Consider the following 25189-nt stretch of genomic DNA (forward strand, 5'->3'; position numbering starts at 1 on the left):
TGAGGTGCTTACGGGCGACACTTTACTCTAAAGTCGTAACCTGTGATTGATTCATTCTGAAAATGAGGTGTTCGTTAAAGAGACTTTTAGTCGATAGCCACGTTACTAAAGTTGTATAACTCAGTAACAAGGGGATGGTTGTTTTGAACAGGAAAGCTGACCATTAGACACATTTTTAATATCAAATGAGGTGTTTATCAAGCACAGTTATTTGAAAGCTAAAATGTTGTTTGTAGGCTTCTCCTTACTCAGATAGAGAAGCTTGTTGCCTCTCGATCCCTTCTTCACAAGCAGGAGCTTTTGCTCTTGCTTGTTTAATTTGTCTGCTCATCAGATTAGGTTACTTGTCCAAGACATGGTAAAATAGATGAAAATAAAGTTCAGAGGTGATACGGGTGAGTGATTGCATTTTCTGTAAGATTATCGACGGGGATATCCCAGCTGCAAAAGTTTATGAAGACGAGCACGTTTTGGCGTTTCTTGATATTAGCCAGGTAACAAAAGGACATACACTGGTTATTCCGAAAGTACATAAAGAAAACATTTACGAACTTACTCCTGAAATAGCAGAGAATCTTTTTAAAGTAGTGCCTAAAATCGCTAATTCCATTAAAGAAGAGTTTAAACCAATTGGTCTTAATCTATTGAATAATAATGGAGAAGCTGCCGGTCAATCGGTATTTCATTACCATCTTCACATCATCCCTCGTTACGGCAAAGGTGATGGATTTGGAGCAGTATGGAAGTCGAACCAAAGCGATTACACATCTCAAGAATTGCAAGAGATCTCAACTAAAATTAATCAAGGTATAAAGTAAGATATATGACGTGGTCCTTTTATGGATCCACGTCCTTTTATTTTCAAAATGATCTTTTCATCTCTCCGATGGAAAGGATCGGTTCCGCAGTATTCCAGTCAGGATGATCAAAGGCATAGGTGCATTCATCCTCTAGAAATCCTTCTACATGATCACGATAACTTCTGTCCCATCTTAACAAGTGAATAAATTCTTCACGTGTTCCTCTATGGCCAACTGCAAGCTTTAACTCGTTAAGCATCTCACTTTGCCAAACAGACTGTAGGGGACTTTGACCGGAAATGTCCTTGAATCTGCGCATTTCGTCTTTCCATAATAAGGCGCGAGGCTCTTAGTAAGCATAGACATTCTCAAAAACTTCACCAGTATCCAAACGAACTTTTTTGCCAGTATGTACTCTAAGTTCATATCCTTTTTCCGTTGAATTAATCAATTCCAATTGCTTTTTGTCCATAAACGTCAACCAAACCTCACATACCGCCCCTTCCACTGGTGCAATGACTGCAGGCAGTGACCCATAAGGTGCTAAAAATGGTGCATAAACAATATCAGAATCCGTAACTGCCCCTTTTAAGCAAAGCATAAAATCCTCTTCTTCTGGGCGCAATCGGAATTTGTATTGCAATTGAGCTAAACAAACATTCGACCCATAAGCGACGACGGGAACCTTGGATTGTAATCCTCCCTCTCCCAAAAACTCCTCCACTTTTTTCACATGGGTACTTTGAAATGCCAAACTGCCCAGCACATGGTCTACATTGGTAAAGTGAATAGAATGCTGTTCAACAGGCACTCCTTTACCCGCCTCCATTCTATGGGCTTTACCTTGCCAAAATAAAAAAGAAGATGCCGGCCTTGGACCAGGGTAAATATCGGGATGATCATATGGACTAACATCAAAAGGCTTTTGTTCATGATACATAATCATTTACTCCTAACTTTTTTCGAAATCTTTCATGTATTCTAACATTATTCATGATAGGATATATATTAATATTTTTAGATTACTTTAGGAGGTTAATAGGATGAAGCGTGTTTATAATTTTAATGCTGGGCCGGCTGCACTTCCAAAGCAAGCGTTAAAACGTGCACAGGAGGAATTGTTGAATTTTCAAGAGACAGGTATGTCTGTTATGGAATTAAGTCATCGAAGCAAAGAATACGATAAGGTTCATCAGAAAGCAGCAACTCTTTTACAAGAACTATTACAAATTCCAGATGACTATGACATTCTCTTCATGCAAGGTGGTGCTAGTCTGCAATTTTCTGCCATCCCGATGAACTTTCTTCCTTTAGGTAAGACAGCAAACTATAGCTTGTCCGGTTCTTGGTCAGAAAAAGCATTAAAAGAGGCACAAAAAATGGGCTCGACTCACATTGCTTCAACCGCTAAGGACTCTGGTTATACTAGCATCCCTTCTCACTTAGAACTATCAAAAGATGCCGCTTATTTGCATGTAACGAGCAACAATACCATTTTCGGCACACAATGGAAGGAATTCCCTACCATTTCCCCCCACATTCCATTGATTGCAGATATGTCGAGTGATATCTTAAGCAGATCGATTAATGTAGAAGATTTTTCTCTCATCTACGCTGGTGCCCAGAAAAATCTCGGGCCGTCTGGTGTGACCGTTGTAATAATAAAGAAGGATTTATTAGAGCAATGTCCTAACAATATACCGACCATGCTAAATTATCAGACACACGCTAAAAACAGTTCCTTGTATAATACCCCTCCAACCTTCTCCATATATATGCTTTCGCTTGTACTGGAGTGGGTGGCAGAGCAAGGGGGCGTGGAAACAATGGAAAAGATCAACCAAAAGAAGGCAGAACTCCTTTATCACACGATTGATGAAAGTGAAGGCTTTTACATAGGTCATGCTGAAAAAGGATCTAGATCTCTCATGAATGTTACATTCAATCTTTCTTCCGATGAGCTCACATCTGTGTTTCTGAGTCAAGCAAAAGAGGAAGGCTTTGTCGGCCTTGGAGGTCACAGAATGGTCGGGGGCTGCAGAGCATCTATTTACAATGCCGTACCATTGGAATCATGTGAGGCATTAGCATTATTCATGAAGAGCTTTCAAGCCAAATATAGGTAATGAGAAGGTTTTCCCTTTTCAAAAAGGAAATTCTTTTATATACTAGTAACTATTAATTCGCATTAGACAATGAGTGTACTAATGGAATTAAAAAAGACAAGATTAGTTGAGGAGAGATGAGAAATGAATACAAAGACTTTAGTGTCACTAGCTTTATTGGTGGGAATTGGTGCTGTTCTGCACACAGTTGTACCGGGGGTCATTCTCGGTATGAAACCAGACTTGGCTTTAACGATGATGTTTTTAGGAATCATGCTGTTTCCAGAAAAGAAAAATGTATTATTACTAGGAGTTGTGACAGGGTTAATTTCCGCCTTGACGACCACTTTTCCAGCTGGCCAAATTCCAAACATTGTTGATAAGCCAATAACAGCATTCTTATTTTTCTTTATGCTTCTTGCATTGAAGAAATTAGATAAACCACTTGTTAAAGCAGGTGTTTTAACTGCTATTGGAACCATTATTTCAGGTGTCATTTTTCTTTTTACCGCTCTAACACTGGTAGGATTGCCAGGCGGAGAATCTTTTGCATTCTTCTTTGTTACAGCCGTACTACCTGCTGTTGCACTGAATGCAATAGTCATGATCATTATCTATCCAATTGTTACGAGCATCGCAAAACGTTCAAAATTTATAGCTACAACATAATTCGGAGGGCATTTCCTACTAAAGGAACTGCCCTCTTTTTATAATAAAAATGACATTTAAACGGCCCATGTTACCAATATTGCAAGCAAAAACATGACCCCACCTGCACCTCCAATAGCTACAGCCCTCTGCTGCAACACTCTCCTCGGCGGATATACACCAGCCCTTTGTGAAGCCAAAAAATAATTCCCACCACCAAACAGCATCACAATACTTATGATAAATAACAAAGATGTTATACCTGCCACAAAGTCCGCCCCCTTTATATCATAAATATGCCGGTCTCTCTTTTCTTATGAAACAAGTATAAAACCGAGTGCTTTATCTAGTATATTTCCGTTATTTTGGAAACAATAAAGATACTATAGGTGCGTATTCTTTTGTATGGATGGAATCAATTAGAAAAGTATCAACAAAAAGAGGATTTTTTTTATAAATGTTGAATTATATAATAATCTTAGGGTATTGAACTATATTTACATAACTTTATAGAGGAGTGATTACTATGAATGGGAAATCATTCATTTACGGAGTTTTAATAGGTGGAACAATAGCGGGTATTTCTGCATTGCTTACAACTTCTGAGTCTGGAGCATCTAGGAGAGCGAAAATAAAGTCTACTGCTCATTCTGTCCAATTGACGATTGAAGAGTTGAAACAAGAGGCTATTCATATTAAGGATCAAGTAACACAAGTGATGGAAGAGGGAAAAGCAACGGTCGGAAATATTGCAGAAGAGATCAAGGTTTCCGTGGACCTTTGGCAAAATTCAATTAAACCCCATCAAGAATCGATTCAACAAAATATTGCAAACTTACAGGAAGAGTTAGAAAATCTAGAAAAAAAACTAGCAAAAAATACCGCCGAATAAAAAATTTTAATTTTTTGTAAATTTAGACCTTTATTAATTTTTATTTTATTGTCATAATAGATAGTAATATATTAGAAAAAAGTAGGTGAGGTTGTGAATCAACAGAACGGACAGTATTCATTAAAAGAAGCTATGCTCTTCAGTCAACGTGTTGCCCAGCTGAGTAAAGCACTTTGGAAGACCATCGAAAAAGATTGGCAACAGTGGATTAAACCATATGATTTAAATATAAACGAACACCATATCCTTTGGATTGCGTATCACTTAAAAGGAGCAAGTATTTCAGAGATTGCCAAATTCGGAGTGATGCATGTATCCACTGCTTTTAACTTCTCCAAGAAATTAGAAGAAAGAGAGTTGCTTCGCTTTTCAAAAAAAGAAAATGATAAGCGAAACACCTATATTGAACTAACGGACAAAGGAGAAAAAATTCTGTTAGAACTGATGGAAACCTATGATCCTAGCAAAAATTCGGTATTTAGCGGGGCTCTGCCGATGCATGATCTATATGGAAAATTTCCGGAGTTGCTCGATATCATGTGCGTGATTCGCAATGTTTATGGGGAGGACTTTATGCAAATCTTTGAAAGATCATTTAATAATATTGAAGAGGATTTTGTTGAGGTCGATGGTAGACTTTCCAAAAAAGATGAAGTGCTTGAAGAGAAAAATGAAAGCGTTACTTCTTCTTGATATCTCTTTGAAATGCGTCCATCAGCTGGACATAATAGCCTTGAGTACGTAAAGCAGAAATTGTGTCCTCCAATGGCAGGTCTTTTGGCAAGGCTTGCCTGAAATGTTTAAGAAGCGGAGAAAACGTTACAAACCCTTCCGCTTTTTGTTTCTCCATTTCTTTGCTCAACTCTTCACATACATTGTACAGATTCTGCACGTCCTTCTTACTCAATTTTTTAAGCATGATCAAATAATCCCAGGGATATCTTGTCCGATCCATTTGTTTTATTAAAAGTTCCATATAGAACTCCAGGGTTTCAAATCTTTCTTCCACTATATTCAGTCCTTACTTTTTGGAATTCTACCTAATGAGTCTCAAAGGTTTGCTGTACTTTTCTCCTTATTTTACATCAATTCCTTTCACTTACCAATATTTAGATGGACAGAGTAAAAAATAAATTACATTCACCTATTGATTTTTCCAATAAAAAAGCTTACATTAATCTAGTAATTTTGATTACGACAAGCAATTACGGTAGGTGACGCAACTATGAACTGCTGGAAATCCATTGATATTACAAGACAATATGGACTCCATCGCATAACACTAATTTCGTTTATCATTACTTTACTTTCGTTTATTGTATTCTTTCTGTCTTTTAGCCTTATTTACCATGACACAACTGTCTCATCTGCTAATTTTGGATGGTTCATTCTTGGCCTGCTGGGCATGTTCACGATGCACAAGCTATGTCATGTTCTTCCGCTAATTGCGACAAAAAACCAAGTAAAACTTAAATGGAAATTTAAGTGCTATATGCCATATATGAAAATTAAAACAAAAAAGCCTTTTACAAAAATTCAATCGTATGCTGTATTACTGGCTCCTTTTGCCATAATTACTTCAGCATGCATCTTCCTTGCACATATCTTCCCAAGCTATTATCATTATTTCTCTATGCTTGCGGCAGTAAATCTTGGTCTAAGTATTCCAGATTTCCTTTATATTAAACTTATCCAACGTGCGCCAAGCAAATGCCAAATTGAAGAATTAGAAAATGGTTATGATATCTTAATAGTTAATGAGAAAGAAATAGCGTCCTAAAAAAATCTAGGATGCTTTTTCATTTTTTGTAAAAGATTTGGACTGTCACAGTATCTTTTTCTCATAAACTTTGGTAAGGTAGAAGGCATAAGTATATATTCCGTATTTAGTTTAAAGCAAGCCACAAAGGAGGGATCTTATGGCTATCGCATTTCTATTTGTTTGGGTGGCTGTATTTATACTCTTCTACATAAACAAATTAACGAATGCTTTATGCGTTCAAAAGGAAATACCGGAGGATCGTCAGCCGAAAGTTTTCCGAACCATAAATGTACTTATTACCATTCTATTAATTTCCTCTTATGTAGATATCCTGCTAAGCTCCAAATAATAAATCGGCACTAAAAACACCTTCCATGTAACATGGAAGGTGTTTTTGCGGAGCTTAAGGCATAGCCTATTCTCCAAGGTCTAGCTTAGCATAACCAAGCTGCACCTACGATTACTAACAAGATAAATAATACTACGATTAACGCAAATCCGCCGGAATGTCCACCTGACATTATAGTTCCTCCTTTTTAATTAAAGATGTATTTAGTACAACCAAGCTGCACCTACGATTACCAACAAGATAAACAATACTACGATTAACGCGAAGCCACCTGCATACGCATTACTCATCTTAGTAACACCTCCTTCATGAGTTGTTACGATATCTTATGCAACAATTTCTTAGGAGGCATAGGCGTTTATCCTGCCTCTAAGGTTTTTTACATGAAATCCTGGAACAACAAAGTGCGTTGATGTTTTCATGATTCCATTTATCATATGTAAAAGTAGAGAAATTGGAATGGACCATTACCCATTTTTTTAGAAAATGCTCTTACCTTAAGTTTTAAAAAAACCGAACCTTATAAGTTAATTGGTTATGCTCCGCTGTTCCTTTCCGCAAATGGCTTCGCTTTCCGCGGGACGGCGCTTGAGCCTCCTCTCTTCGTTGCGGGGTCTCAACCTACCGTTTCTCCCCCGCTGGAGTCTACGCCTTATGCTCCAATACACAGCTAGAAATTCCATTAATGATAAGTTAATACTTATTCAGCTAACTGAGTTAGAGCGCTTCTCATACACTCTTTTAATGAATGAAGTCACTTTGTTAATTGGAGTAGGAGGCGCGCAGACGCTCTCGGGAGGAAGTGATAAGTGAGCCTCCGCAGGCGCACACTCAAAAGCTGAGGAGGTTAATGGACCGCTAGTAGGCAAGCAAAGCGCTTGGAACGGAAATCAATGGGATATATACATTCTTAACTTTTATAAGTTAAATTACTGCCTTTAAAGTGTTGTCAAATAATTTCATTAAATTTGAAGAATATGCTATAGTATTGTTTGGAACGTTTTACTACATATGGGAGTGACTTAAATGAAAAAATGGATAATTGCCTTAGGTGCAACCGCTTCAATTGTTGCACTGTCTGCCTGTAACAACGATAAAGCAGATAATACGGAAGTAATTGCTGAAACCTCTGCTGGAAACATTACACAGGAAGAGCTTTATGAAGCCATGAAGGACCGTTTCGGAGAAGAAGTTCTTCGGGAATTGGTATATGAAAAGGTGTTAAGTGAGAAATATGAGGTTACAGATGAGGAACTGCAAGAACGCTTAGATGAGTTAAAACAGCAACTTGGACCTCAATTTGATTCAGCAATGGCTCAAAGTGGTTTCAAAAATGAAGAGCAATTAAGCCAAACCTTGCGCATCTCCATGCTTCAGGAAAAAGCAGCTATGGAAAATGCAGAAGTTACCGATGAAGAAATTAAAGAATATTATGATCAAATGAAACCGGAGATACGTGCAAGCCACATCCTTGTAGCAGATGAAGAAACAGCGAATGAAGTAAAGAAAAAGCTTGATGAGGGTGCTGACTTTGCCGAACTTGCAACAGAATATTCAACAGACACTGGTTCTGCTCAAAATGGCGGAGACCTTGACTGGTTTGGTGCTGGAGCCATGCTCCCTGAATTTGAAGAGGCAGCTTACAGCCTCGAAGTAAACGAGATCAGTGAGCCAGTGGAAAGCATGTACGGTTTCCACATTATTAAAGTAACAGATAAAAAGGAAAAACAACCATTAGAGGACATCAAAGCGGAGTTAAAAGAAGAAGTTCTCTTATCAAAGGTGAAGCAAGAAGGTGCTGTGGATACAGTAGTTCAAAAAGAAATTGACAATGCTAATATCAAAGTGAAAGATTCCAATCTTAAGGATACATTCGAAACAGAAAAAGAAAACGAAAACGAAGAAAAAAGCTAAAAAGGAAGCGGGCTCCCCGCTTCCTTTTTTCTATACATTTACTACCTGCTTCTTCTCTCTTTCCTCTTGTATCCTGTCCATATATACTTGTCCTTCTTTTTCAATAATTGCTTCCTCTACTTCCTTTTCTTCCTTTGCAGACCTTAACGTCATATATGCACTAAAAACAATTCCGATAACAATTAACAGCATCCACCATGGCATAGAAAAGCCCCCCTTCTCTTTCATATATGCTACTAATAAATACATATGATAGAGTATGGGAGGCTATTACTTAATTATGAAAAGTAGGTTTGTAGAAGTTTCTGTTGTCCATTGCAAAAATTCTTTCCGTGTACTCTCCTGGTTTAACACGTTCTAGGGCACGATCTAGCATATTCATTTTTGCATCGATATTATCAATATAGTGGAGAATTTCTGCTTCTTTGATAAGTGGAAGTTTCGGACTGCCCCATTCTAGTTTTCCATGATGACTTAGGACCAAGTGTTGCAGAACCATGATTTCTTCCCCTTCAATACCTAGCTCTTCTGCTGCTTTTCCAATTTCATTTACCATAATTGAAATATGGCCTATCAAGTTCCCTTCAATTGTATAACTAGTAGACACTGGGCCTGATAGTTCCGTTACCTTTCCTAAGTCATGAAGGATAACTCCTGCATATAGAAGATCTTTGTCTAATGAAGGATATAAACTAGCTATGGCTTTTGCAAGGTCTAGCATGGAAACAACATGATAAGCCAGACCAGATACAAACTCGTGGTGATTTTTAGTAGCTGCTGGGTATTGCAAAAATTCATTTTGATGCTTTTTCAACAGGTGTCTTGTAATTCTTTGGATATTTGGGTTTTTCATTTCAAAGATCGCCTGTGTTATTTTATCCATCATCTGTTCTTGGCTTAGTGGTGCTGTTTCGATTAGGTCAGAGACATTAACATTCTCATGCTCTTCCTTTGGCTTAATTTTGCGTATTTTCAGTTGATTACGACCACGGTAATGATGAATGTCCCCTAACACTCTAACAATGCTCTGTGGCGTGTAGAGCTCTTCATCACCTGAAGAAGCATCCCAAAGTTTTGCTTCTATCTCACCGCTCTTGTCTTGAAAGATTAGTGTTAAGAATGGTTTTCCATTGCTTGCAATGCCTTTTGTTGCTGTTTTAATTAATAAATGAACATCTACTTGTTCTCCCACTTCAAAGTGGAGGATACCTTTTTTCATCTATTTCTTCCTCCTGTCTTTTTTATCCTAGACGACGCATTTGATTTACGGAAATGGCTTCGCTTTCCTAGGGGCTGATGTGAGCCTCCTCGGCTGCGCCGGGGCCATTGAAAAAGTCATTGATTTTAGAATTTTTTTTAGCTACCGCTGTTGATTTCCGCAAAAGGCTTCGCTTTCCTAGGGGCTGACGTGAGCCTCCTCGGCTACGCCTGTGGGGTCTCCACCTAGCGCTATCTCCCTAAGGAGTCTTCGCCTTTTCTCCAATCACCAGCTAGGAATCAATAAAAACTTTACGTTTTCAGTTATTCAGTGGCCTCGCTACGCCTGCGGGGTCTCCACCTAGCACTATCTCCATCAGAAGTTACCTCCAATCAACTGGTTTGAACCACAATCTTCCTTATGAGGATACTTCTATTTTATGGGCCCTTTTGGATAGCCAAAGTTTGGTGACGATTAATCCGAATAGCATGATACACGCTCCGAATAAATATGGAATGTGGATGTTTATCTCAAAGAAAATACCTGCCAATATTGGCCCTGCTACATTTCCCAAGCTTAAGAATGAGTTATTGAGCCCCATGACAAGCCCTTGTCTGTTCCCTGCAAGTTTAGATATAAATGAATTCAATGATGGCCTTAACAGAGAATTTCCCAAGAAGAATATGCAGGTAGTTAATAGAACTGTTGAAAAGCTCGTTGCGAGGGTCATTAGTACAAACCCGAAAGAACTAATCAATAGAGCCGTTGTAACTACTCTTTCTTCCCCGAATTTCTTTGTCATTCTTCCCACCAGTACGCCTTGGACTATTGTTCCCACCAAACCGACTATCAAAATGATTAAGCCCACTTCACTTGGGTTATAGTTATATCGCTCCATCGTATAGTAGCCGAAAATGGATTGAAAATTAGCCAATCCGAAACTCATGATGAATACAAGAATTAGTAGAAATCCTACAGGGCTTTTAAGAGCTTTATACATCGTTACAAATTGATTGTCTCTTTTGTCAGCTTGAGAAGCTTTGGCATCCATTTCTCTTTTATGCTTTGGATAGGATTCCGGTAAAATTATGACGGAAAGTATCCCCGCTATGGTTGCTGCTATACCTGCCACTAAAAATGGTAGTGATAGGTCATACTCCGCAAGCCAGCCACCCAACCCGGGCCCAACAACGATACCAAGTCCCATTGCAGCACCCATTATCCCCATTCCTTGGCCTCTTTTTTCAGAAGAAGTAACATCCGAAACATAGGCCATTGCAGTTGGCATAAGGGCGGAACCAAATGTTCCCGCTAGGATTCTAGAAAGAAAGAGCATCCATAAGCCGCTTGCATAGGCAAAAATAAACTCAGCGATCGCAAACCCGAAAAGCCCAATCGTTATTAAAGGCTTTCTTCCAATTTTATCAGACAGCCTTCCCCATAAAGGGGCAAATAGAAACTGCATAAACGCAAACACGGCAACAAGCAAACCTAATGTTCTTGCGTCCGCTCCAAACTTATCGATGTAAAATGGAAGAATTGGGATAACCAAACCTATTCCTACCATCACGATAAATAGATTAAAACTTAATAGTATCAGTGATGCTCTATTATTTTTCAATACACTTTCACTCATTTTCGTTATCCTTTCAACTTGCTTCTCTTTACCTCTCTAAGCATAGCACTTGTCTATTCCTTTCGGCAATGGATGAACCATTTTCACCTTTTGAGGATTGGTTCTTCTACTTTCATAGGATAAAAAGTAAATATCCCGTTATTTGGATCATTCGCCAATTTTTCTTTAATATGGTGATGACAAGTGAAGAAAAGGAATTGATAACCTTGGAGTGCAAGTTTGTTTATCAACTTAATTGCTAGATCTGTTCTTTGTTCATCGAAATTAACAAAACTGTCATCCATTAAGAATGGAAGTTTCTGTTCATCACTCCATACCTGGGCAACAGCGACACGTAAGGATATGTAAAGCTGCTCTACAGTTGCCTGACTTAATTCCTTTGGTTCAAATTTCGTCCCGTCTGCATGTTGTACCTGAAGCGTTCGTTCATTTTGCGCATCAAGTATGCTATGATAGTTCCCTTTTGTGAGGAAGCGGAAGTTATCAGATGCAAATTGAAGTACTTTTGGAAGTTTGACTGTACGGTAAAATTCCATCGTCTTCCCTATAAGATGGGATGCAGTGGCATGGATTGCCCAATTTCTCGCATGCTCCTGTAACTTGCTTTTAGTTAATTCGAATTGTTGTACTGCTTCAGAGTAAGTACCGGCTTCTTCCAAAAGTCGAATGGTTTCCTTTGTTGCCGTTCTATTTTCGACAATCTGGCTCTGTTTTTCTTTAATCGTCTTAAGGGTATCTTCTAGTTCAACCTTCTCTGCTTTCCATATATCGATCGGTTTATTTTCCCTAACGGTTAATTGATAGGAATTCTCTATTTGTACTAACTGATTTTTAAGGAGGGCTAACTCCTTCTCGTACTCTTTTTTTTCAATATTTTGTTGGTTTTTTTGTCGAAACGCTTCCTCATTCTCTACTTTTGCTTGTTCGTAAAGACGTTGAATTTGCTTACTTGCCTCAGATTTATGTTGGGACAACCCATCTAATTCTTCTGTTAAGACGTCAACTTGTTCCAAAAGCCGTTGTTTCTTTTTCTGTTTTTCAACGTTTTCTTCCACATCAAGACGTAATTGTGTGAACATATCTTCTGTCATTAATCTTTGATAAGGTTCATTGTTTCCATTTAACAGAGCATTTAGCTCCTTTTGAAATTTATCTACTACTAATTTATAGTGGCTTTGCCGTTCCACTAGCTCTTTTTTATCTGAAATTGCACCTTTCAATTGTACTACTTTGTCGTAGGCCTCCTCCATAAAAGCAGGTGAGATTTGGACAAGTGAAAGGGCAGAGGTCCATTTATGCCATTGATCCTGAAAGGAAAAATTCTTTCCTTCCCACTCTTCAAATTGCTGAATGATTCTATTATATGTCCGATCGCACTGGGAAAGGAGAAGCCTCTCCTTTTGCAGAAGCTGCATGACTTGTTCGTTCTTTGCCAAAGCTTTTTGATACTCTTCCACCTTCTCGTTTGTATCATTAAAATAAAGCTTATCTTTTAATAATTCCAGCTTACTATTTAGCACATCCTTCTCTTTAACCAGCTCATTTTGATTATTTTGATGTTTAGTTTTCCTACCAAATGTAAAAGAAAGCAAGGAGAATAGGATTAAACAAAGCAGTGAAGGGATAAGCTGGTCTTGCATGAAAAAGTAAGTGGCACCGGCAATCCCCAGCAATAGAGTTACAACTGCGATTTGCTTACCTTTTCTTTCTTCGTTATGATTATTTCTTTTTTGAACATCTAGCTGCTTATTTAACTGATGAAGGAGTTGCTCTGTGAGCTGGATTTCTTTATGCAAAGTGTCCTTGTCTTCTAGTTCAACCTTTTCCTTCATTTTTATGACTTCTTGATTCGGAAGTTGTTCTTGTTCAAGACTTTTCACCCGTTCTTCCTGCGCCTCAAGTTCCTCTTTTGCTAATTGGAACTGTTCATCCAACCGTTGTTTCTGGATGTGAATCTCATGATGACTCTTTAAAAGCTCCCGCAATGACCCCTTAGATGCTAAACTGGTATGTAGTGCTTCTAATTCATAATCTGTTTTCTCAGACCATTCAAGATCCTCTTTCCACCCATCCATGCGCTTTTCTAACTGAGATATTTCTGTTGCTAACAGAGACAATTGATCTTTCGCCTGTTGATAGGTAGGAAGTAAAGTTACTAGGCTTTTTATCCCTTCCTCTTTTTCAAGAACTTCTTCATTCACCCCTATCTGTTCTATTTCTCGCTCTTTCTCCTCTAATTGTTTTTTCAATTTTTCAAGTTTTGATTGATAGAAAACTACCTCTGTCTGCCATTTGTCCAATCTTGCCAAACCATCATGAGGAAATGACTCAACGTTTCCTACTTCCGCTATTTGATATTGAAGAATCTCTAATCTATTAACCAATGGCTGAATAGTGAGCATTGCTTCTGTCTCTTTTATCTTTTGCTCTATATCCTCTTTATTTATTTGTAATTCCTTCAAAGATTTATCAAATTGATTTAAGGTCTTTTGCAACCGATCATACTGTCCTATTTTTTCTTTCCATTGATGCACCACTCGTTCTTCTTCTTTTAAGGAGGTTAACAACTGATTGATTACTGGCTTTCTGCCATTTGGCTTGAAGCGCTCTTCCTGGTCTTTTGCTAATTCTCGAGATAATTTATGCAACTGTTCACTTCCCATTAGACCTGAAGAAAACAAATAACTGCCAAGTTGTTCAGAATCTATCAGCTGTAGATTTTGAATGTCCATGATATTAAAGGAGAAGATGCCCTTGTACATCGTTTTATCAAGGCCGCCTAGCACATCGTTCAGTTTACAGGGGTTGCCTTGCTCATCTTGAACCGTGACATCTCCAGAAGACCTCCCTGCCACTCGTTCAATCGTTATCTTTCTCTCATCATTCGTTTCTACGACCAACTTACCACCATATTTAAAGCCTTTTTTAGGAACATAACGCAAGTCTTGTTGATTTTTTGCAGGAAAACCAAAAAGAATGGCTTGAATAAAGGCCATCACAGTAGATTTCCCTGCTTCATTTCCACCGTAGATTACTTGAATAGTTGGTGATAGATTTTCCATTACCACATTCTCTAGTTTTCCAAATCCATAGATATGTAAGCTCGTAATTTTCAACTTAATCACCTCTTTTCACTTTCTAAGAATTTACTGATTAGCCAATGTTCCGCTTCTTCCACTATCTCTTTCATTTCTTCTTCATCCCAGGTTTCTAAATAGCGGCTTGCTTCAGAGTGACGTAACAATGGTGCCAATGCTTCTTTCATGTCCACTTGGTCTACCATCGTGTAGAAATCCTTGTAAAATGTTTTATCCTGCAAGTCTTCTTTGGAATAGGACAGGACTGTTCGCACACGCAACGTATAGATGTATACAAACGAAATATTATTTTCTTCCCCCTCATTTAAAAGGAGTTGAAGTTCTTCCTTATGAGTTTCTTCTTGGAGGAAACCATGCAGGTTACCACTCCCTGTATAGGTAATTCGAAGTAATTTTCCCTTCCCTTCCAACCTAATGGCATCCACTGCTTCTTTCGTTTTTTCCATCAGTTGATCTACCGTTTGTAACTCATGGATGGAAATCTCGAGTTCTTCCCATAGTATAGAGGATGTTTCTATAAACGTTAGCTCAGAAATACCATCCTCCCAGAGGTCAACCAAATAACAGCCTTTGTCACCCTGTTCCTTTTTATGACGACCTTGGATATTTCCCGGATAGACGATTGGTGGATGATGGTGCAGTATCTCACGTTTATGTACATGCCCGAGCGCCCAGTAATCAAAGTCTTTATCGAGAAGATCAGGTAAAGTAAACGGAGCATATGGATCATGCTCTTCTCTTCCAGAAAGATTCCCATGTAGCATACCGATGTGAAAAGGTATCATGTTGTCTTCTTTCTCGTAATAACTTGTCATATTCTCCGTTAAATGTCTTTGTTTATAGCTGAATCCATATATACATGCAAACTCTTCTTCGTCTTTCATATATGCCTTTCGTTCAACTTGTTCAGTAAAAATATGTACATTTTCAGGATAGTTAAAAAGTGTATGTTCTTCAGTAAGATAGTCATGGTTTCCGTGTATAAGATACACTTGAATTCCTGCATTATTTAACCGTAAGAATTCTTTTCTAAGTGTCGCTTGGGCTATTAGGCTTCTTTGTTCTAAATCAAAGAGATCTCCTGCTAATAAAACAAAATCCACTTTGTGATGGATAGCAGCGTTTATGAGCGTTGTTAAAGATTGGAAGGTGCTTTTTCTAATCTGTTTAAATAGCTGTTGGGGAAGATGGCTAAGTCCCATGAACGGACTGTCCAAATGTAAATCTGCAGCATGCAGGAAACGGATTTTTTTCATTCTAGATTTACCCTCATCTCTAAACGTCTTTTCCTTATTTTATCATGAATAAAATACGAATGCACGTTCGTGTCAGTGTAAACAAAAAAACATGCGGGACTTTGATGTCAGGTCCCACATGTTAAAAGATTATTTGTCTTTTGTAAGTTGCAATGCTTTCTTTATATCCTTCAAAGAAGAAGATTTCCCATACATTAAGACTCCTCCACGGTACACTTTCGCTCCAAACAGGGCCAGTAGCACAATCGTTCCTACCAAAAGGCCGATGGCAAGACTGATTTCCCAAATAGGAACATTCAACATCCCTACTCGTAAAAACATAATCATAGGTGCAAAAAATGGGATAAATGACGTTACTTGAATGAATGAATTATCGGGATTTCCAAGTCCGAACATGGAAATCATAAAGCCAGCCACTATCAATAATGTCATTGGCATGATCATTTGCTGGATTTCTTCAATTCTGCTAACAAGCGACCCCAAGAATGCCGCAAATGTTGCATAAAGGAAGTAGCCTAGCAAGAAGAAGACGATGGCGTACACAAACGTTGCTATTGGCAAATCGCCTACACCGAAAAATTCAAATACTCCCCCTGCTTCTGTCATCCCTTCCAGATTTCTACTTAAAGAAGAATATCCAATAATGATCCAAAAAGCCAGTTGCGTTAAACTTAACAGCGCAATACCAAGAATTTTACCGAACATATGCATAATTGGAGACGCAGAAGATATGAGTATTTCCATAACGCGGGAGGATTTCTCTACTGCGACTTCCGTTGCAATCATGCTAGCATATAGAATGACTGAGAAATAGATTACAAACAGTAAAACATACACTAAGCCACGTGCCTGATTTAACTCTTCTTCAGACTTGGCGGATTCTTCTAAAGCTACAACATCAAAATTAATGGGGGTGTAAAGTTGCGCAATTTGGTCTTGTGATAATCCAAGCTGATTTGTTGCCAGCTCATTTTTCACTTGTTGAAGCATCGCCTCCACTTGTGCCATTGTTTCAGAATCAGTGATAGAAGATGCTTTATACACCCCTGATGGTAAGCCGTTTGGATCCTTTGATAGGACAAGAAGTCCGTCATAATCCCCTTCTGTTACTTTACTTTCAGCATCAGCCTCATCTGAAACCATTTCAAGTTTCAAATTGGTATTGGGGTTTGTTGCAAGTTGTTGTTCTAACAATGGTGCTATAGCGCCTTCTTCATCTATGACGGCCACTACTTTGTCTTCCTCTTTATCAAAAATATCAATAATGGACTGGATGTTTGTCACACCGACGATAAGCAGTGTTGTTACCAAAGTGGAGATAATAAAGGATTTAGATTTTAGTTTACTCATATAGGTGTGCATTAGGATAATAAAAAATTTATTCATGGTAAGAAGCACCTACCTTTTCTATGAAAATATCATTCAAGGATGGCTCTTCCAAGATAAACTTGCGGATATAGCCTTTACCTGTAATTTGTTGCAACAAGGTCTGAGATACATCTTCATCTTCCACTTGGAGTATGATGCCTTCTGCTGTCTGCTTTGTTTTGGTCACACCTGCTACATTGTTTAAATAACCTAAATCAAAATCAGCATGGATGATAACATTCTTTTTTCCAAATGAACGCTTAATATCCCTTAGTGACCCATGAACAACTGGTTGCCCGTGATGCATAATGCATAAATGTTCACAAAGCTCTTCAACATGTTCCATCCGGTGACTGGAAAAAACGATGGAAGTCCCTTGCTTTTTCAAGTCCACTACCGCTTCTTTTAAGAGTTCCACATTTAGCGGATCTAAACCACTGAAAGGTTCATCCAGAATAAGCAATTTCGGATTATGAATAGTGGATGCAATAAACTGGATTTTTTGTTGATTTCCTTTGGAGAGCTCTTCTACTTTTTTATTAAGGTACTGTGGTACCTTGAAGCGCTCTAACCAGTAGTCCAGCTGTTTCAAGATTTCCGACTTCTCCATTCCCCGCAACCTTCCCAAATAAATCATTTGGTCCTTTACGGTCAATTTTGGGTAGAGACCTCGTTCCTCCGGTAAATACCCTACCAAATGACTCTCTTTATATGTTATGGGTTTCCCGGCCCATGAAACCTTTCCTTCTGTAGGCTCCAATAATCCTAGGACCATTCGGAAAGTGGTCGTTTTTCCTGCTCCATTTGCACCCAAGAAGCCAAACATTTCACTTTCGGGTATTTCAAGGGTCAAGTTATTGACTGCCACTTGCTTGCCAAACCTTTTGGTTACACCATCTATCTGTAATGCCATTACGTTATCCCTCCTATGTTCTACAGTAACTTATACGTTTAAGAAGCGGAATAGTTTCATAGAACTTTTACATTTAAAGAAACTTTTAGTAAAATAAAGACAATGAATGGATATTCATTTTGAAGACACGGAGGGGACAAAGAATGGGGAAATATACGTTAACTGTCTTTAGTAAAAGCGGAGAAACTCTACTTGATGAAAGTTTTGAAGCAGCAACTGAAAAAGAAGCAAAAACTGTAGGAGAAAAGAGATTAGAAGAATTAAACTATCTCGACACGACACACCGTTGCACGAACGCAAGCGGCAAACTAGTCTTGTTTCACCGATAATGGAAAAACGCATGGAGACACAAGCATCACATCTCCATGCGTTTTTTGTTCCAATATTGATTAAAAGCAACCGTTATAAAAAAAACAATACCTATCATAACCGAACAGGATAATATAAGTTGTGCAGAAGTTAAGTCCAGATATTTTGCCAAGGAAACAGAATATGCCAACACAAAAGCAGTCAAAAATTTGGACAAGGACGCTATAGCGAGAAACTTTTTAAAGGAGACAGCTCCTATCCCCGCCCCTACACAAATGATTTCATCAGGCAGAACAGGAATAATGAATAGAAGTGCCAAAATGACCGTCTCATTTTTCTTTACATATTCTTGATAACTTTTTAGATGTTTTTCTTTTACCAGTTTTGAAGCCACTTTCACTCCGCCAGACCTTGCAATAAAAAACATAATGATTATTCCTGTCAATGTACCTGAAAAACCAAGAAAGAACGAAGAGGATGCCCCAAATGCCATACTACCGGCAGGAATGGTCAAGGCTTCGGGGAGCGGCAAAATAATCGGTTGAGCCAAGCACAGCAAGAAAAAAAGAAATTGAGCCATGGAACCATACTCTACTAATAAGCTCTCCAATCCCTTATTTTCGACAATTACCATGAACTCACCTATATAATAGATTAGCAAAATAATAACCATAATCCCTAGACCTGTTCTTGGAATTTTTCCTGTTTCCATTATTTGCACGTAAACCACTCCGTTTTTCTTTTATGAACTTAGTATAAGTGGAGTGCTTTTTGTTGGTAATGTACCGGAGTATTATTTCACTATACGACTGTAGACTTAGTAAAGAGGAAGGGCTGAAGAGGCAAAGGAAAAAAGAGCTGCCCCATTATTGGAGCAACTCTTCCGTTTTACTTTCCGGAGAATTGTGGTTTTCTTTTTTCTACAAAAGCTTTGATTCCTTCCTTATGGTCTGCTGATTGTCTCATTCTACTTTGTGCATTCTTTTCCAAGTCTAGTATTTGTTCTAGGCGTGGTAGGGATTGCTTCGCGTAAATCATCTTCGTTTCTAGCATCGCTTGTAAAGGTGACTGAAGAAGGGTTGCAACCTTTTTGGACATTTCTTCTTCCATCTGTTCACCTGCCAAGCTATCTACTAAACCTAGTCCCTGAGCTTCTTCAGCGGAAATTGTTCTACCTTCCCAAATCATCTGTTTAGCTTTCGCTTCTCCAAGACGCTTTTCCATAAAGAAGTGTCCACCACCATCCGGGATTAAGCCAATCTTGATAAAATTCATCGCAAGTTTTGTGGACGTGTGAGCAATCACAAAGTCGCTGGCAAGGGCAAAACTAAGGCCAAGCCCTGCAGCTGCACCATGAATGGCACTGATGGTCACTTTCGGCATGGTATAAAGCTTGGTGACAATGGAGCCAATCATATCCATCACCTCATCAAAGTCACCTCCAACATTGTCCTGAAGCATCATTTTTATATCTCCGCCGGCACTGAACGCATTTCCACTTCCTCTGACAATCAGGACTTTCACCTTCTCATTTTTTGATACCTCGTCCAGAACTTGTTCTAATTCCCCTAACATCTCCACGTTCATCGCATTTAATGCTTCAGGTCTATTAAGCTCTAAAACCACAACCGAACCTTGATCCACTACATTAACCGTACTCATGAAAGCACACCCTTTCTTGACTTTTGTTAGATTGAATTTTCTGAAATATTAAAGTTCTGTGCGGGGGTCAGACCCCCGCAGGAATTTCTCTCTTAATCTCGAATAATACCTTTACTGTTGCCTATGAGGACTTGTTTGCCATTTTGGTTGGTGTAGATGGATGTTACGTTGACTTGTTTGTAGTCTTCTTGTTGTTGGACATTGGTGAGGGTGGCTACACAGGTGATAGTGTCGCCTGTAAAGACGGGACGGAGGAATTCCATGTTCATTTCTCTTGCGATGTAATTTAGGTCTCCCCCTATTTTGGTACCGATACTTGCAGTCAATAGGCCATGCACCATTAAGCGACCATGCTCATCCTTTTCAACATGATGCCTTCCTTGGTCTCCTGAAACCTCTCCAAATTGAAGTGTTTCCTCGACAGTGAATGTTCTGGAATAAGTCAGAACTTCACCAGTTTCAACCTTCATCATCTATTCCCTCCTCTAAGTTATATAACTAGTATAATATGAAAGCGCTTAAAAATGAATGATTATTCACTCATGAATCTAAAAATATAAAAAGCGAGGATCTTAATCCCCGCTTTGTTATTAGTTTCTAGATGAAAAGAGCTCTTCCAAAATCCGAATTTTTTCATCTGTATAATGTTCAAACCCATCATTGTAAGACTTAGGATCTTTCGGATTGGCAAAGCGAGTTATCTTCCCTGTTTCAGGATGAACAAACTTACTTGATGCCCCACACCCTAATCCAATGATTGTCTGTTTTTCTTCCATAATCATGATATTATATATGCTGTCTTGTCCTGGTAATGCATATCCGACATTCTCCAAATTGCCAAGTATATTTTTTTGGCGATACAGATAATATGGGACATAGTTATGGGCTGTCGTCCACTCTGTGGCCATATCCATCATCTTGCCAATTTCATATCGATCTGCCACTTTGTAGCGGTTCTTATTTTGTGTCATTTCTGAAGCTCGCTTAAAAGACAATGTATGGACTGTCAATGATTCAGGCATCAACTTTTCCGTCTCTTCAAGAGTATGGGCGAACTCTCCCACTCCTTCTCCAGGCAGGCCGATGATCAGGTCCATATTAATATTATTCATCCCCATTTCACGCGCAAGGTGAAATTTATCAATGGTTTCCTCAACGGTATGATGACGACCGATTGCTTTCAATGTTTCTTGCGTGTAAGACTGGGGGTTGATACTGATACGGTCAATATTCCACTTTTTCAACACTTCAAGTTTTTCCGGCGTTATCGTATCAGGACGTCCGGCCTCTACTGTTACTTCACGGACTTTTTGCATGTCCGGAAACGATTTATACATCTGCTCATAAAGCATGTCCATCTCTTCTGCTGTTATGCTTGTTGGGGTACCACCACCGTAATAGACAGTGGTTATTTTAATGTCTTTTTCCTTTAACCAGGCACCGATGGCATCTATCTCATGGTGGAGACCTCCAAGGAAGGAATCCACTTTTCCTTGCTTACCATTAATCGCATACGCGGGGAATGTACAATACGCACATTTAGTCGGGCAAAACGGAATCCCGATGTAAATGCTGACTTCTTTCCCCAAATCATGTAAATCTGGCACAACATCTAGCTGGCGATCAACAATCTGCTGCATTAACTCTATCTTTTCGTCTGTAATTAAATAATCTTCTCGCAGCTGTTGATGTACTTTTTCTTTTGGTTCTCCCTTTTGAAGCTTTGAGTGTAAAAGTTTCGTTGGTCGAATTCCCGTTAAAATTCCCCACTTCTGAATGATACCCGTATGCTCTTGTAGGAGAGTCAAATAAACATAGGACACTGCTTGCTTTTTACGTCGAAAACTCTCTTTTTCGTCTGATTCGCTCAAGTCTTTCTCATGAGAACAAGAAAGTTCGCCAAGGTGTCCACTTACAATAAAAGTGGTGTTACTTTCTTCAACTTGGAATGTTATCTCTAAATCTGAGGAAGCTTCTTCCCCAAGCACCACTTCTGTTTCTTCAAAAAATAAATCCGCAATCAATGATAACGGACGCTGATATCTATCATCATGTAATCCTTTTATAGCAATCTTCAAGTTAATCACCTTTCACACTTGCTTTGTTTTCCGCAAAATTTTTCACTTCCCCTAGTGTAACGGATGAAGCGGATGCATATCAAGATAATACCATTGGAAAAGAAGGAGACATGACAAACAAAAAAGACAAACCCTACTATAAGAGTCTGTCTTTTCCCTTTTATATTTTCATTTTATTTAAAAACGCGATGCGTTGCTGTTTACGGAAATGTTCTTTAATCATATAGGCTACACCGTTTTCATCATTGGTCCGAGTAATCCAGTCAGCAGCAAGTTTCACTTCTTTTGGGGCATTCCCCATTGCTACACCCAGTCCTGCGACTTCAATGATAGGAAGGTCTTCCAACGTATCCCCAATCACCACCATTTCCTGCGGTGGAATTTTTAATACTTCACCAAGAGCTAACAATCCATCCATCTTCGTTCCACCGTCAGGTAAAATATCCACTTTCCCGTCAGCATGAACAAGAATTTCAATTCCCTCAAACGCAGATTTCAAAGTCGTTAACACTCTTTCTCGTTCTTCTGGCTCTGTAAAATAAACCTCTATTTTCGGTGGTGCAATTGGATTATCTATTAACGTATCCCCTAAGGATTCTACAAATTGCATTGGGTAAATTAATGGATCACTAGAACCAAGTACTGCTCTAGCCATCAAGTTGTTAGCACCACGCAATCTGTTTCCAATGGAATATCTTTCGTGCAAAATCCTTACAGTACAATCATAATTTTCGAGCACTTGAACAAGATTGAATGTTTTATCCTCTGACAGCCGCTTTACATGAAGAGGTTGCTCCAGTTTAGAGGCAATAAAAGAGCCTCCATGCGTCACTAAAAATGTATCAAGTTTAAGAGATTTAGCCACTTTCTTGGCAAAAGCGAAGTTTCGCCCGGTCACTAATGTTACATATACTCCCTTGTTTTTCACATACTCTATCGCTTCTTTCGTTTCCTTAGCCAATCTTCCATTTGATTTCAATAGCGTTCCATCTATATTGATGGCGAGCAGGCGGTATATCATGGAGAGACCTCCTTATCTAAGATGTTTGTACTTATTGATATGAGTATGAGGAGTTTAGGGGAATTAGAACTTTTCGTGTTTGCAGGCAAGAAAAAAACGCACTAGTTACAGTGCGTTTTAGTTCTAGCTATTACCTTGAATTAGTTCGCGGAATCAACGTCGCTATATAATTCTTCTAGAGGCTTCATGATAATTTTGTTTAATTCGCTTACCATCATGCTCATGCGTTGCTCTGCTTCCATAAGTTTTGCAATCGCTTCGTTTTGTTGAACGACTGCAACCGTTTTTTGTGCTTGCTCTACTTCTTCTTGTGTAATCTCTTGGCCGCTCATTTGTTTTTGTTGAAGTTCTAGTTGAATGTTGCGGAAGTTCTCAAACATTCTTTTGGTTGTTTCGTCTGCGAATACCTCTTTATATAAAGTTTGAAGGTTTTTGAACTCATCACTTTCTTTTACTGCTGTTTCTAGGTTGTACGCTACATCGTATACGTTGTTTGCCATTTGTATGTCATTCCTTCCTTTTTTGCCCATCTTTCAGGCATGCTAGTGACCAGTATAACAAACATGACAGAGTCATTCAAACCATAAGGGGGAAGAGTTTTTCTAACTCCTGTAGATTTCCGTTTCAGGTATTCGCTTTCCCCGGGATGGTGCTTGAGCCTCTTCACAACGCTTCGAAGCCACTGAAAAAGACCTTGATTTTGAAATTTTATTAAACACCGCTGTTGATTTCCGCAAATGGCTTCGCTTTCCTAGGGAAGGTGCTTGAGCCTCCTCGCTTCGCTGCGGGGTCTCAAGCTACCTTTAGCTCCCTCAGGAGTCTTCGCCTTTTGCTCCAATCCACAGCTAGGAATCATAAAAAACTTCACGTTATCATTTTTTCAGTGGCTTCGCTACGCCTGCGGGGTCTCCACCTAGCGTTAGCTCCCTCAGGACAAGGAATGCTTCGGCAGCGATTCCTCGCACGAAGAAAATGCGTTAGCATTTTCAAGGAGTCTCATACCTTATACTTCAATCTCCAGGAATATCCTCTATCTCAAAGAATCAGCACAAGCAATCCTTGTAGTAGTCCTATTAGGCCTCCAAGTAGGGCTCCGAGGTAGGTGATTAGTTTTAGTTCTCGGCGGGAGACGGAGAGAACCATTTCTTCCACTTCTTGAAGGGAAAAGGATTCAACCTGATCTCGCACCACTTCTTCAAGTTTTAATCTTACAAGCAATTCTTCCAATTTCTCCAGTAAGAGTTCGCTTCCTGTTGCAAATGCAGAAGGAATAAGTTTATTCATCATCCATGGATAGATAGGTTCTATCGCTTCCTTGATTGTTTTGTTCATCCATTTAGGAACATTCACTGTGCGTTCTACTACTGTATGAAGAGAGGTAAGAATTGCTTCTTTGGAAACTCTTTTTTCAAGGTCCTGTAGCTCCATCTCCTTCAGTTTGTTCCATTCTCGATACAAAACATTGATTAGGACATCCTTTGTACCATCGTGCTTGAGGAATTTGATCATTTCAGGTTGCACCTTATCGACTAAGGGATAGTTCCCCATAAACATTTGTACAACACTTCCCAATTTTCCTCTTGTTGCAATAAAGTCGTTGATCATTTTTGACAACTGTCTTTTCCCATCTTCACTTTCAAAATGGTAGATCGCTTTGTCCAAGATGAATGCTGAAACTGCCGGGATATTACGTTCAACAGAGTGCAACAAGTTTACAGGAAAAACCTGTTGAATAGGTTTTGAACGCAATGGTGTCATTACTTCTTCATATTTACTTTCCACGATCTGATGTAAATTATTTTGAAAAAGGGTTTGTGCGTCCTCTATTCCTAACTTCTCTAGTATTTCTTGGACACTGACTCCTTTTTCAAGGTATCGGGCCATTTCTTCTTTTATCCATAGCTCCGACTTTTCCCTAAAAGAGCTGTTCATTAATCTTCTTTTCATGCTTTCTGCCGTCAAAAGGCGTTCCATGACTAATTTTCCCAATTGGTCAGCAAGCTCAGACCTTCTTTTTGGTATCAATCCAGGTGTAAATGGGACCCGTTTTTTAAATATAAAGATTGGGTTATACGGTCTGAACAGCATTCGAATCGCAAGAGAATTGGTAACCCCTCCTATCAAGGCGCCAATCGCCATCATTATTACAATAACAAACAAGATATCCATCTATCGTCAAC

General features: G+C 38.9%; 29 protein-coding genes. 9 read left to right on the forward strand and 20 right to left on the reverse strand.

What is annotated here, in order from left to right:
- Positions 1-395: 395 nt before the first annotated feature.
- Complete coding sequence (locus AAV98_RS09360; protein ID WP_060665288.1) at positions 396-818, forward strand: HIT family protein; 423 nt, start codon at positions 396-398, stop codon at positions 816-818.
- Positions 819-861: 43 nt separating this feature from the next.
- Here the strand turns inward: AAV98_RS09360 and AAV98_RS09365 are convergent, their stop codons facing one another.
- Both AAV98_RS09365 and AAV98_RS09370 read right to left on the reverse strand, forming a co-directional pair.
- Entirely contained in the window at positions 862-1119 is a 258-nt protein-coding gene (locus AAV98_RS09365; RefSeq protein WP_060665289.1) for a hypothetical protein, read from the reverse strand.
- 30 nt (positions 1120-1149) lie between these two features.
- Positions 1150-1740: a hypothetical protein gene (locus AAV98_RS09370; protein ID WP_060665290.1), complete on the reverse strand. Its 591-nt coding sequence runs from the start codon at positions 1738-1740 to the stop codon at positions 1150-1152.
- 103 nt (positions 1741-1843) lie between these two features.
- Between AAV98_RS09370 and serC the strand changes: the two genes are divergently transcribed.
- Complete coding sequence (gene serC, locus AAV98_RS09375) at positions 1844-2926, forward strand: 3-phosphoserine/phosphohydroxythreonine transaminase (protein ID WP_060665291.1); 1083 nt, start codon at positions 1844-1846, stop codon at positions 2924-2926.
- Between the two features lie 123 nt (positions 2927-3049).
- The gene (locus AAV98_RS09380) at positions 3050-3574 is read left to right on the forward strand and encodes a tryptophan transporter (protein WP_060665292.1); all 525 of its coding nucleotides are present in this window, start codon (positions 3050-3052) and stop codon (positions 3572-3574) included.
- A gap of 56 nt (positions 3575-3630) precedes the next feature.
- On the opposite strand, the gene AAV98_RS09385 is transcribed toward AAV98_RS09380, so the two are convergent.
- A complete protein-coding gene (locus AAV98_RS09385; RefSeq protein WP_060665293.1) occupies positions 3631-3822 on the reverse strand; it encodes a hypothetical protein in 192 nt (63 codons plus the stop codon).
- A 257-nt stretch (positions 3823-4079) separates the two neighbouring features.
- Between AAV98_RS09385 and AAV98_RS09390 the strand changes: the two genes are divergently transcribed.
- Both AAV98_RS09390 and AAV98_RS09395 read left to right on the forward strand, forming a co-directional pair.
- Positions 4080-4445 (forward strand): YtxH domain-containing protein, encoded by a 366-nt coding sequence (locus AAV98_RS09390; RefSeq protein ID WP_060665294.1) that lies wholly within the window; start codon positions 4080-4082, stop codon positions 4443-4445.
- 93 nt (positions 4446-4538) lie between these two features.
- The gene (locus AAV98_RS09395; protein ID WP_082380848.1) at positions 4539-5138 is read left to right on the forward strand and encodes an HTH-type transcriptional regulator Hpr; all 600 of its coding nucleotides are present in this window, start codon (positions 4539-4541) and stop codon (positions 5136-5138) included.
- Here AAV98_RS09395 and AAV98_RS09400 read toward each other — a convergent pair.
- Positions 5125-5454, reverse strand: a complete 330-nt coding sequence (locus AAV98_RS09400; RefSeq protein WP_060665295.1) for a DUF1878 family protein — start codon at positions 5452-5454, stop codon at positions 5125-5127. The two genes, AAV98_RS09395 and AAV98_RS09400, sit on opposite strands and share 14 nt — an antisense overlap.
- A 216-nt stretch (positions 5455-5670) precedes the next feature.
- On the opposite strand from AAV98_RS09400, the gene AAV98_RS09405 reads away from it, so the two are divergent.
- Both AAV98_RS09405 and AAV98_RS09410 read left to right on the forward strand, forming a co-directional pair.
- Positions 5671-6225, forward strand: coding sequence for a DUF3267 domain-containing protein (locus AAV98_RS09405; protein WP_060665296.1), 555 nt, complete (start codon positions 5671-5673; stop codon positions 6223-6225).
- 139 nt (positions 6226-6364) lie between these two features.
- A complete protein-coding gene (locus tag AAV98_RS09410) occupies positions 6365-6556 on the forward strand; it encodes a hypothetical protein (RefSeq protein ID WP_010192281.1) in 192 nt (63 codons plus the stop codon).
- Positions 6557-6641: 85 nt separating this feature from the next.
- Here the strand turns inward: AAV98_RS09410 and AAV98_RS19955 are convergent, their stop codons facing one another.
- Positions 6642-6728, reverse strand: a complete 87-nt coding sequence (locus AAV98_RS19955) for a YjcZ family sporulation protein (protein WP_082380849.1) — start codon at positions 6726-6728, stop codon at positions 6642-6644.
- 31 nt (positions 6729-6759) lie between these two features.
- On the reverse strand, positions 6760-6846 hold the full coding sequence (locus AAV98_RS09415) for a YjcZ family sporulation protein (RefSeq protein ID WP_060665297.1): 87 nt from the start codon (positions 6844-6846) through the stop codon (positions 6760-6762).
- Between the two features lie 736 nt (positions 6847-7582).
- On the opposite strand from AAV98_RS09415, the gene AAV98_RS09420 reads away from it, so the two are divergent.
- On the forward strand, positions 7583-8470 hold the full coding sequence (locus tag AAV98_RS09420; protein WP_060665298.1) for a peptidylprolyl isomerase: 888 nt from the start codon (positions 7583-7585) through the stop codon (positions 8468-8470).
- Between the two features lie 30 nt (positions 8471-8500).
- On the opposite strand, the gene AAV98_RS09425 is transcribed toward AAV98_RS09420, so the two are convergent.
- The 7 genes from AAV98_RS09425 to AAV98_RS09455 form a co-directional block, all read right to left on the reverse strand.
- On the reverse strand, positions 8501-8674 hold the full coding sequence (locus AAV98_RS09425; protein ID WP_010198295.1) for a sporulation YhaL family protein: 174 nt from the start codon (positions 8672-8674) through the stop codon (positions 8501-8503).
- A gap of 70 nt (positions 8675-8744) precedes the next feature.
- A complete protein-coding gene (gene yhaM / locus AAV98_RS09430) occupies positions 8745-9689 on the reverse strand; it encodes a 3'-5' exoribonuclease YhaM (RefSeq protein ID WP_060665300.1) in 945 nt (314 codons plus the stop codon).
- Positions 9690-10086: 397 nt separating this feature from the next.
- Entirely contained in the window at positions 10087-11304 is a 1218-nt protein-coding gene (locus AAV98_RS09435; protein WP_060665301.1) for an MFS transporter, read from the reverse strand.
- A gap of 83 nt (positions 11305-11387) precedes the next feature.
- Positions 11388-14420 carry an ATP-binding protein gene (locus AAV98_RS09440; RefSeq protein WP_060665302.1) on the reverse strand — a complete coding sequence of 1011 codons (3033 nt, stop codon included), beginning with the start codon at positions 14418-14420 and terminating at the stop codon, positions 11388-11390.
- Positions 14421-14425: 5 nt separating this feature from the next.
- Positions 14426-15658, reverse strand: a complete 1233-nt coding sequence (locus tag AAV98_RS09445; RefSeq protein ID WP_060665303.1) for a metallophosphoesterase family protein — start codon at positions 15656-15658, stop codon at positions 14426-14428.
- Positions 15659-15787: 129 nt separating this feature from the next.
- Positions 15788-17044, reverse strand: a complete 1257-nt coding sequence (locus AAV98_RS09450) for an ABC transporter permease (protein WP_060665304.1) — start codon at positions 17042-17044, stop codon at positions 15788-15790.
- Positions 17037-17939 carry an ABC transporter ATP-binding protein gene (locus AAV98_RS09455; protein WP_060665305.1) on the reverse strand — a complete coding sequence of 301 codons (903 nt, stop codon included), beginning with the start codon at positions 17937-17939 and terminating at the stop codon, positions 17037-17039. The genes AAV98_RS09450 and AAV98_RS09455 overlap by 8 nt, the downstream gene beginning before the upstream one ends.
- Positions 17940-18082: 143 nt before the next feature.
- Here AAV98_RS09455 and AAV98_RS09460 point away from each other — a divergent pair, with 143 nt between their 5' ends.
- Positions 18083-18268, forward strand: a complete 186-nt coding sequence (locus tag AAV98_RS09460) for a YhzD family protein (protein WP_060665306.1) — start codon at positions 18083-18085, stop codon at positions 18266-18268.
- A 26-nt stretch (positions 18269-18294) separates the two neighbouring features.
- On the opposite strand, the gene AAV98_RS09465 is transcribed toward AAV98_RS09460, so the two are convergent.
- The 7 genes from AAV98_RS09465 to AAV98_RS09495 all read right to left on the reverse strand — a co-directional run bounded on the left by AAV98_RS09465 (position 18295) and on the right by AAV98_RS09495 (position 25178).
- A complete protein-coding gene (locus tag AAV98_RS09465; RefSeq protein ID WP_231687729.1) occupies positions 18295-18960 on the reverse strand; it encodes a TVP38/TMEM64 family protein in 666 nt (221 codons plus the stop codon).
- Positions 18961-19136: 176 nt separating this feature from the next.
- Entirely contained in the window at positions 19137-19910 is a 774-nt protein-coding gene (locus AAV98_RS09470) for an enoyl-CoA hydratase (RefSeq protein ID WP_060665308.1), read from the reverse strand.
- A 92-nt stretch (positions 19911-20002) separates the two neighbouring features.
- Positions 20003-20380, reverse strand: a complete 378-nt coding sequence (locus AAV98_RS09475; protein WP_060665390.1) for a MaoC/PaaZ C-terminal domain-containing protein — start codon at positions 20378-20380, stop codon at positions 20003-20005.
- 120 nt (positions 20381-20500) lie between these two features.
- Positions 20501-21988: a coproporphyrinogen III oxidase gene (locus tag AAV98_RS09480; RefSeq protein ID WP_060665309.1), complete on the reverse strand. Its 1488-nt coding sequence runs from the start codon at positions 21986-21988 to the stop codon at positions 20501-20503.
- A 160-nt stretch (positions 21989-22148) separates the two neighbouring features.
- On the reverse strand, positions 22149-23009 hold the full coding sequence (locus AAV98_RS09485; protein WP_060665310.1) for a Cof-type HAD-IIB family hydrolase: 861 nt from the start codon (positions 23007-23009) through the stop codon (positions 22149-22151).
- Between the two features lie 140 nt (positions 23010-23149).
- Positions 23150-23509, reverse strand: a complete 360-nt coding sequence (locus tag AAV98_RS09490; protein WP_060665311.1) for a YlbF family regulator — start codon at positions 23507-23509, stop codon at positions 23150-23152.
- 535 nt (positions 23510-24044) lie between these two features.
- Positions 24045-25178 carry a DUF445 domain-containing protein gene (locus AAV98_RS09495; protein ID WP_060665312.1) on the reverse strand — a complete coding sequence of 378 codons (1134 nt, stop codon included), beginning with the start codon at positions 25176-25178 and terminating at the stop codon, positions 24045-24047.
- Between the last annotated feature and the right edge of the window lie 11 nt (positions 25179-25189).

The sequence above is a fragment of the Bacillus sp. CHD6a genome (genome assembly GCF_001293645.1).
Classification (GTDB): Bacteria; Bacillota; Bacilli; order Bacillales; family Bacillaceae_I; genus Sutcliffiella_A.

Coding starts and splice junctions, on each gene's coding strand:
- AAV98_RS09365 (WP_060665289.1), bottom strand. CDS start 1,119: ATGCGCAGATTCAAGGACATTTCCGGTCAAAGTCCCCTACAGTCTGTT.
- AAV98_RS09425 (WP_010198295.1), bottom strand. CDS start 8,674: ATGCCATGGTGGATGCTGTTAATTGTTATCGGAATTGTTTTTAGTGCA.
- yhaM (WP_060665300.1), bottom strand. CDS start 9,689: ATGAAAAAAGGTATCCTCCACTTTGAAGTGGGAGAACAAGTAGATGTT.
- AAV98_RS09405 (WP_060665296.1), top strand. CDS start 5,671: ATGAACTGCTGGAAATCCATTGATATTACAAGACAATATGGACTCCAT.
- AAV98_RS09495 (WP_060665312.1), bottom strand. CDS start 25,178: ATGGATATCTTGTTTGTTATTGTAATAATGATGGCGATTGGCGCCTTG.
- AAV98_RS09465 (WP_231687729.1), bottom strand. CDS start 18,960: ATGGAAACAGGAAAAATTCCAAGAACAGGTCTAGGGATTATGGTTATT.
- AAV98_RS09485 (WP_060665310.1), bottom strand. CDS start 23,009: ATGATATACCGCCTGCTCGCCATCAATATAGATGGAACGCTATTGAAA.
- AAV98_RS09380 (WP_060665292.1), top strand. CDS start 3,050: ATGAATACAAAGACTTTAGTGTCACTAGCTTTATTGGTGGGAATTGGT.
- AAV98_RS09450 (WP_060665304.1), bottom strand. CDS start 17,044: ATGAATAAATTTTTTATTATCCTAATGCACACCTATATGAGTAAACTA.
- AAV98_RS09415 (WP_060665297.1), bottom strand. CDS start 6,846: ATGAGTAATGCGTATGCAGGTGGCTTCGCGTTAATCGTAGTATTGTTT.
- serC (WP_060665291.1), top strand. CDS start 1,844: ATGAAGCGTGTTTATAATTTTAATGCTGGGCCGGCTGCACTTCCAAAG.
- AAV98_RS09490 (WP_060665311.1), bottom strand. CDS start 23,509: ATGGCAAACAACGTATACGATGTAGCGTACAACCTAGAAACAGCAGTA.
- AAV98_RS09410 (WP_010192281.1), top strand. CDS start 6,365: ATGGCTATCGCATTTCTATTTGTTTGGGTGGCTGTATTTATACTCTTC.
- AAV98_RS09470 (WP_060665308.1), bottom strand. CDS start 19,910: ATGAGTACGGTTAATGTAGTGGATCAAGGTTCGGTTGTGGTTTTAGAG.
- AAV98_RS09460 (WP_060665306.1), top strand. CDS start 18,083: ATGGGGAAATATACGTTAACTGTCTTTAGTAAAAGCGGAGAAACTCTA.
- AAV98_RS09435 (WP_060665301.1), bottom strand. CDS start 11,304: ATGAGTGAAAGTGTATTGAAAAATAATAGAGCATCACTGATACTATTA.
- AAV98_RS09455 (WP_060665305.1), bottom strand. CDS start 17,939: ATGGCATTACAGATAGATGGTGTAACCAAAAGGTTTGGCAAGCAAGTG.
- AAV98_RS09475 (WP_060665390.1), bottom strand. CDS start 20,380: ATGAAGGTTGAAACTGGTGAAGTTCTGACTTATTCCAGAACATTCACT.
- AAV98_RS19955 (WP_082380849.1), bottom strand. CDS start 6,728: ATGTCAGGTGGACATTCCGGCGGATTTGCGTTAATCGTAGTATTATTT.
- AAV98_RS09390 (WP_060665294.1), top strand. CDS start 4,080: ATGAATGGGAAATCATTCATTTACGGAGTTTTAATAGGTGGAACAATA.
- AAV98_RS09445 (WP_060665303.1), bottom strand. CDS start 15,658: ATGAAAAAAATCCGTTTCCTGCATGCTGCAGATTTACATTTGGACAGT.
- AAV98_RS09420 (WP_060665298.1), top strand. CDS start 7,583: ATGAAAAAATGGATAATTGCCTTAGGTGCAACCGCTTCAATTGTTGCA.
- AAV98_RS09370 (WP_060665290.1), bottom strand. CDS start 1,740: ATGTATCATGAACAAAAGCCTTTTGATGTTAGTCCATATGATCATCCC.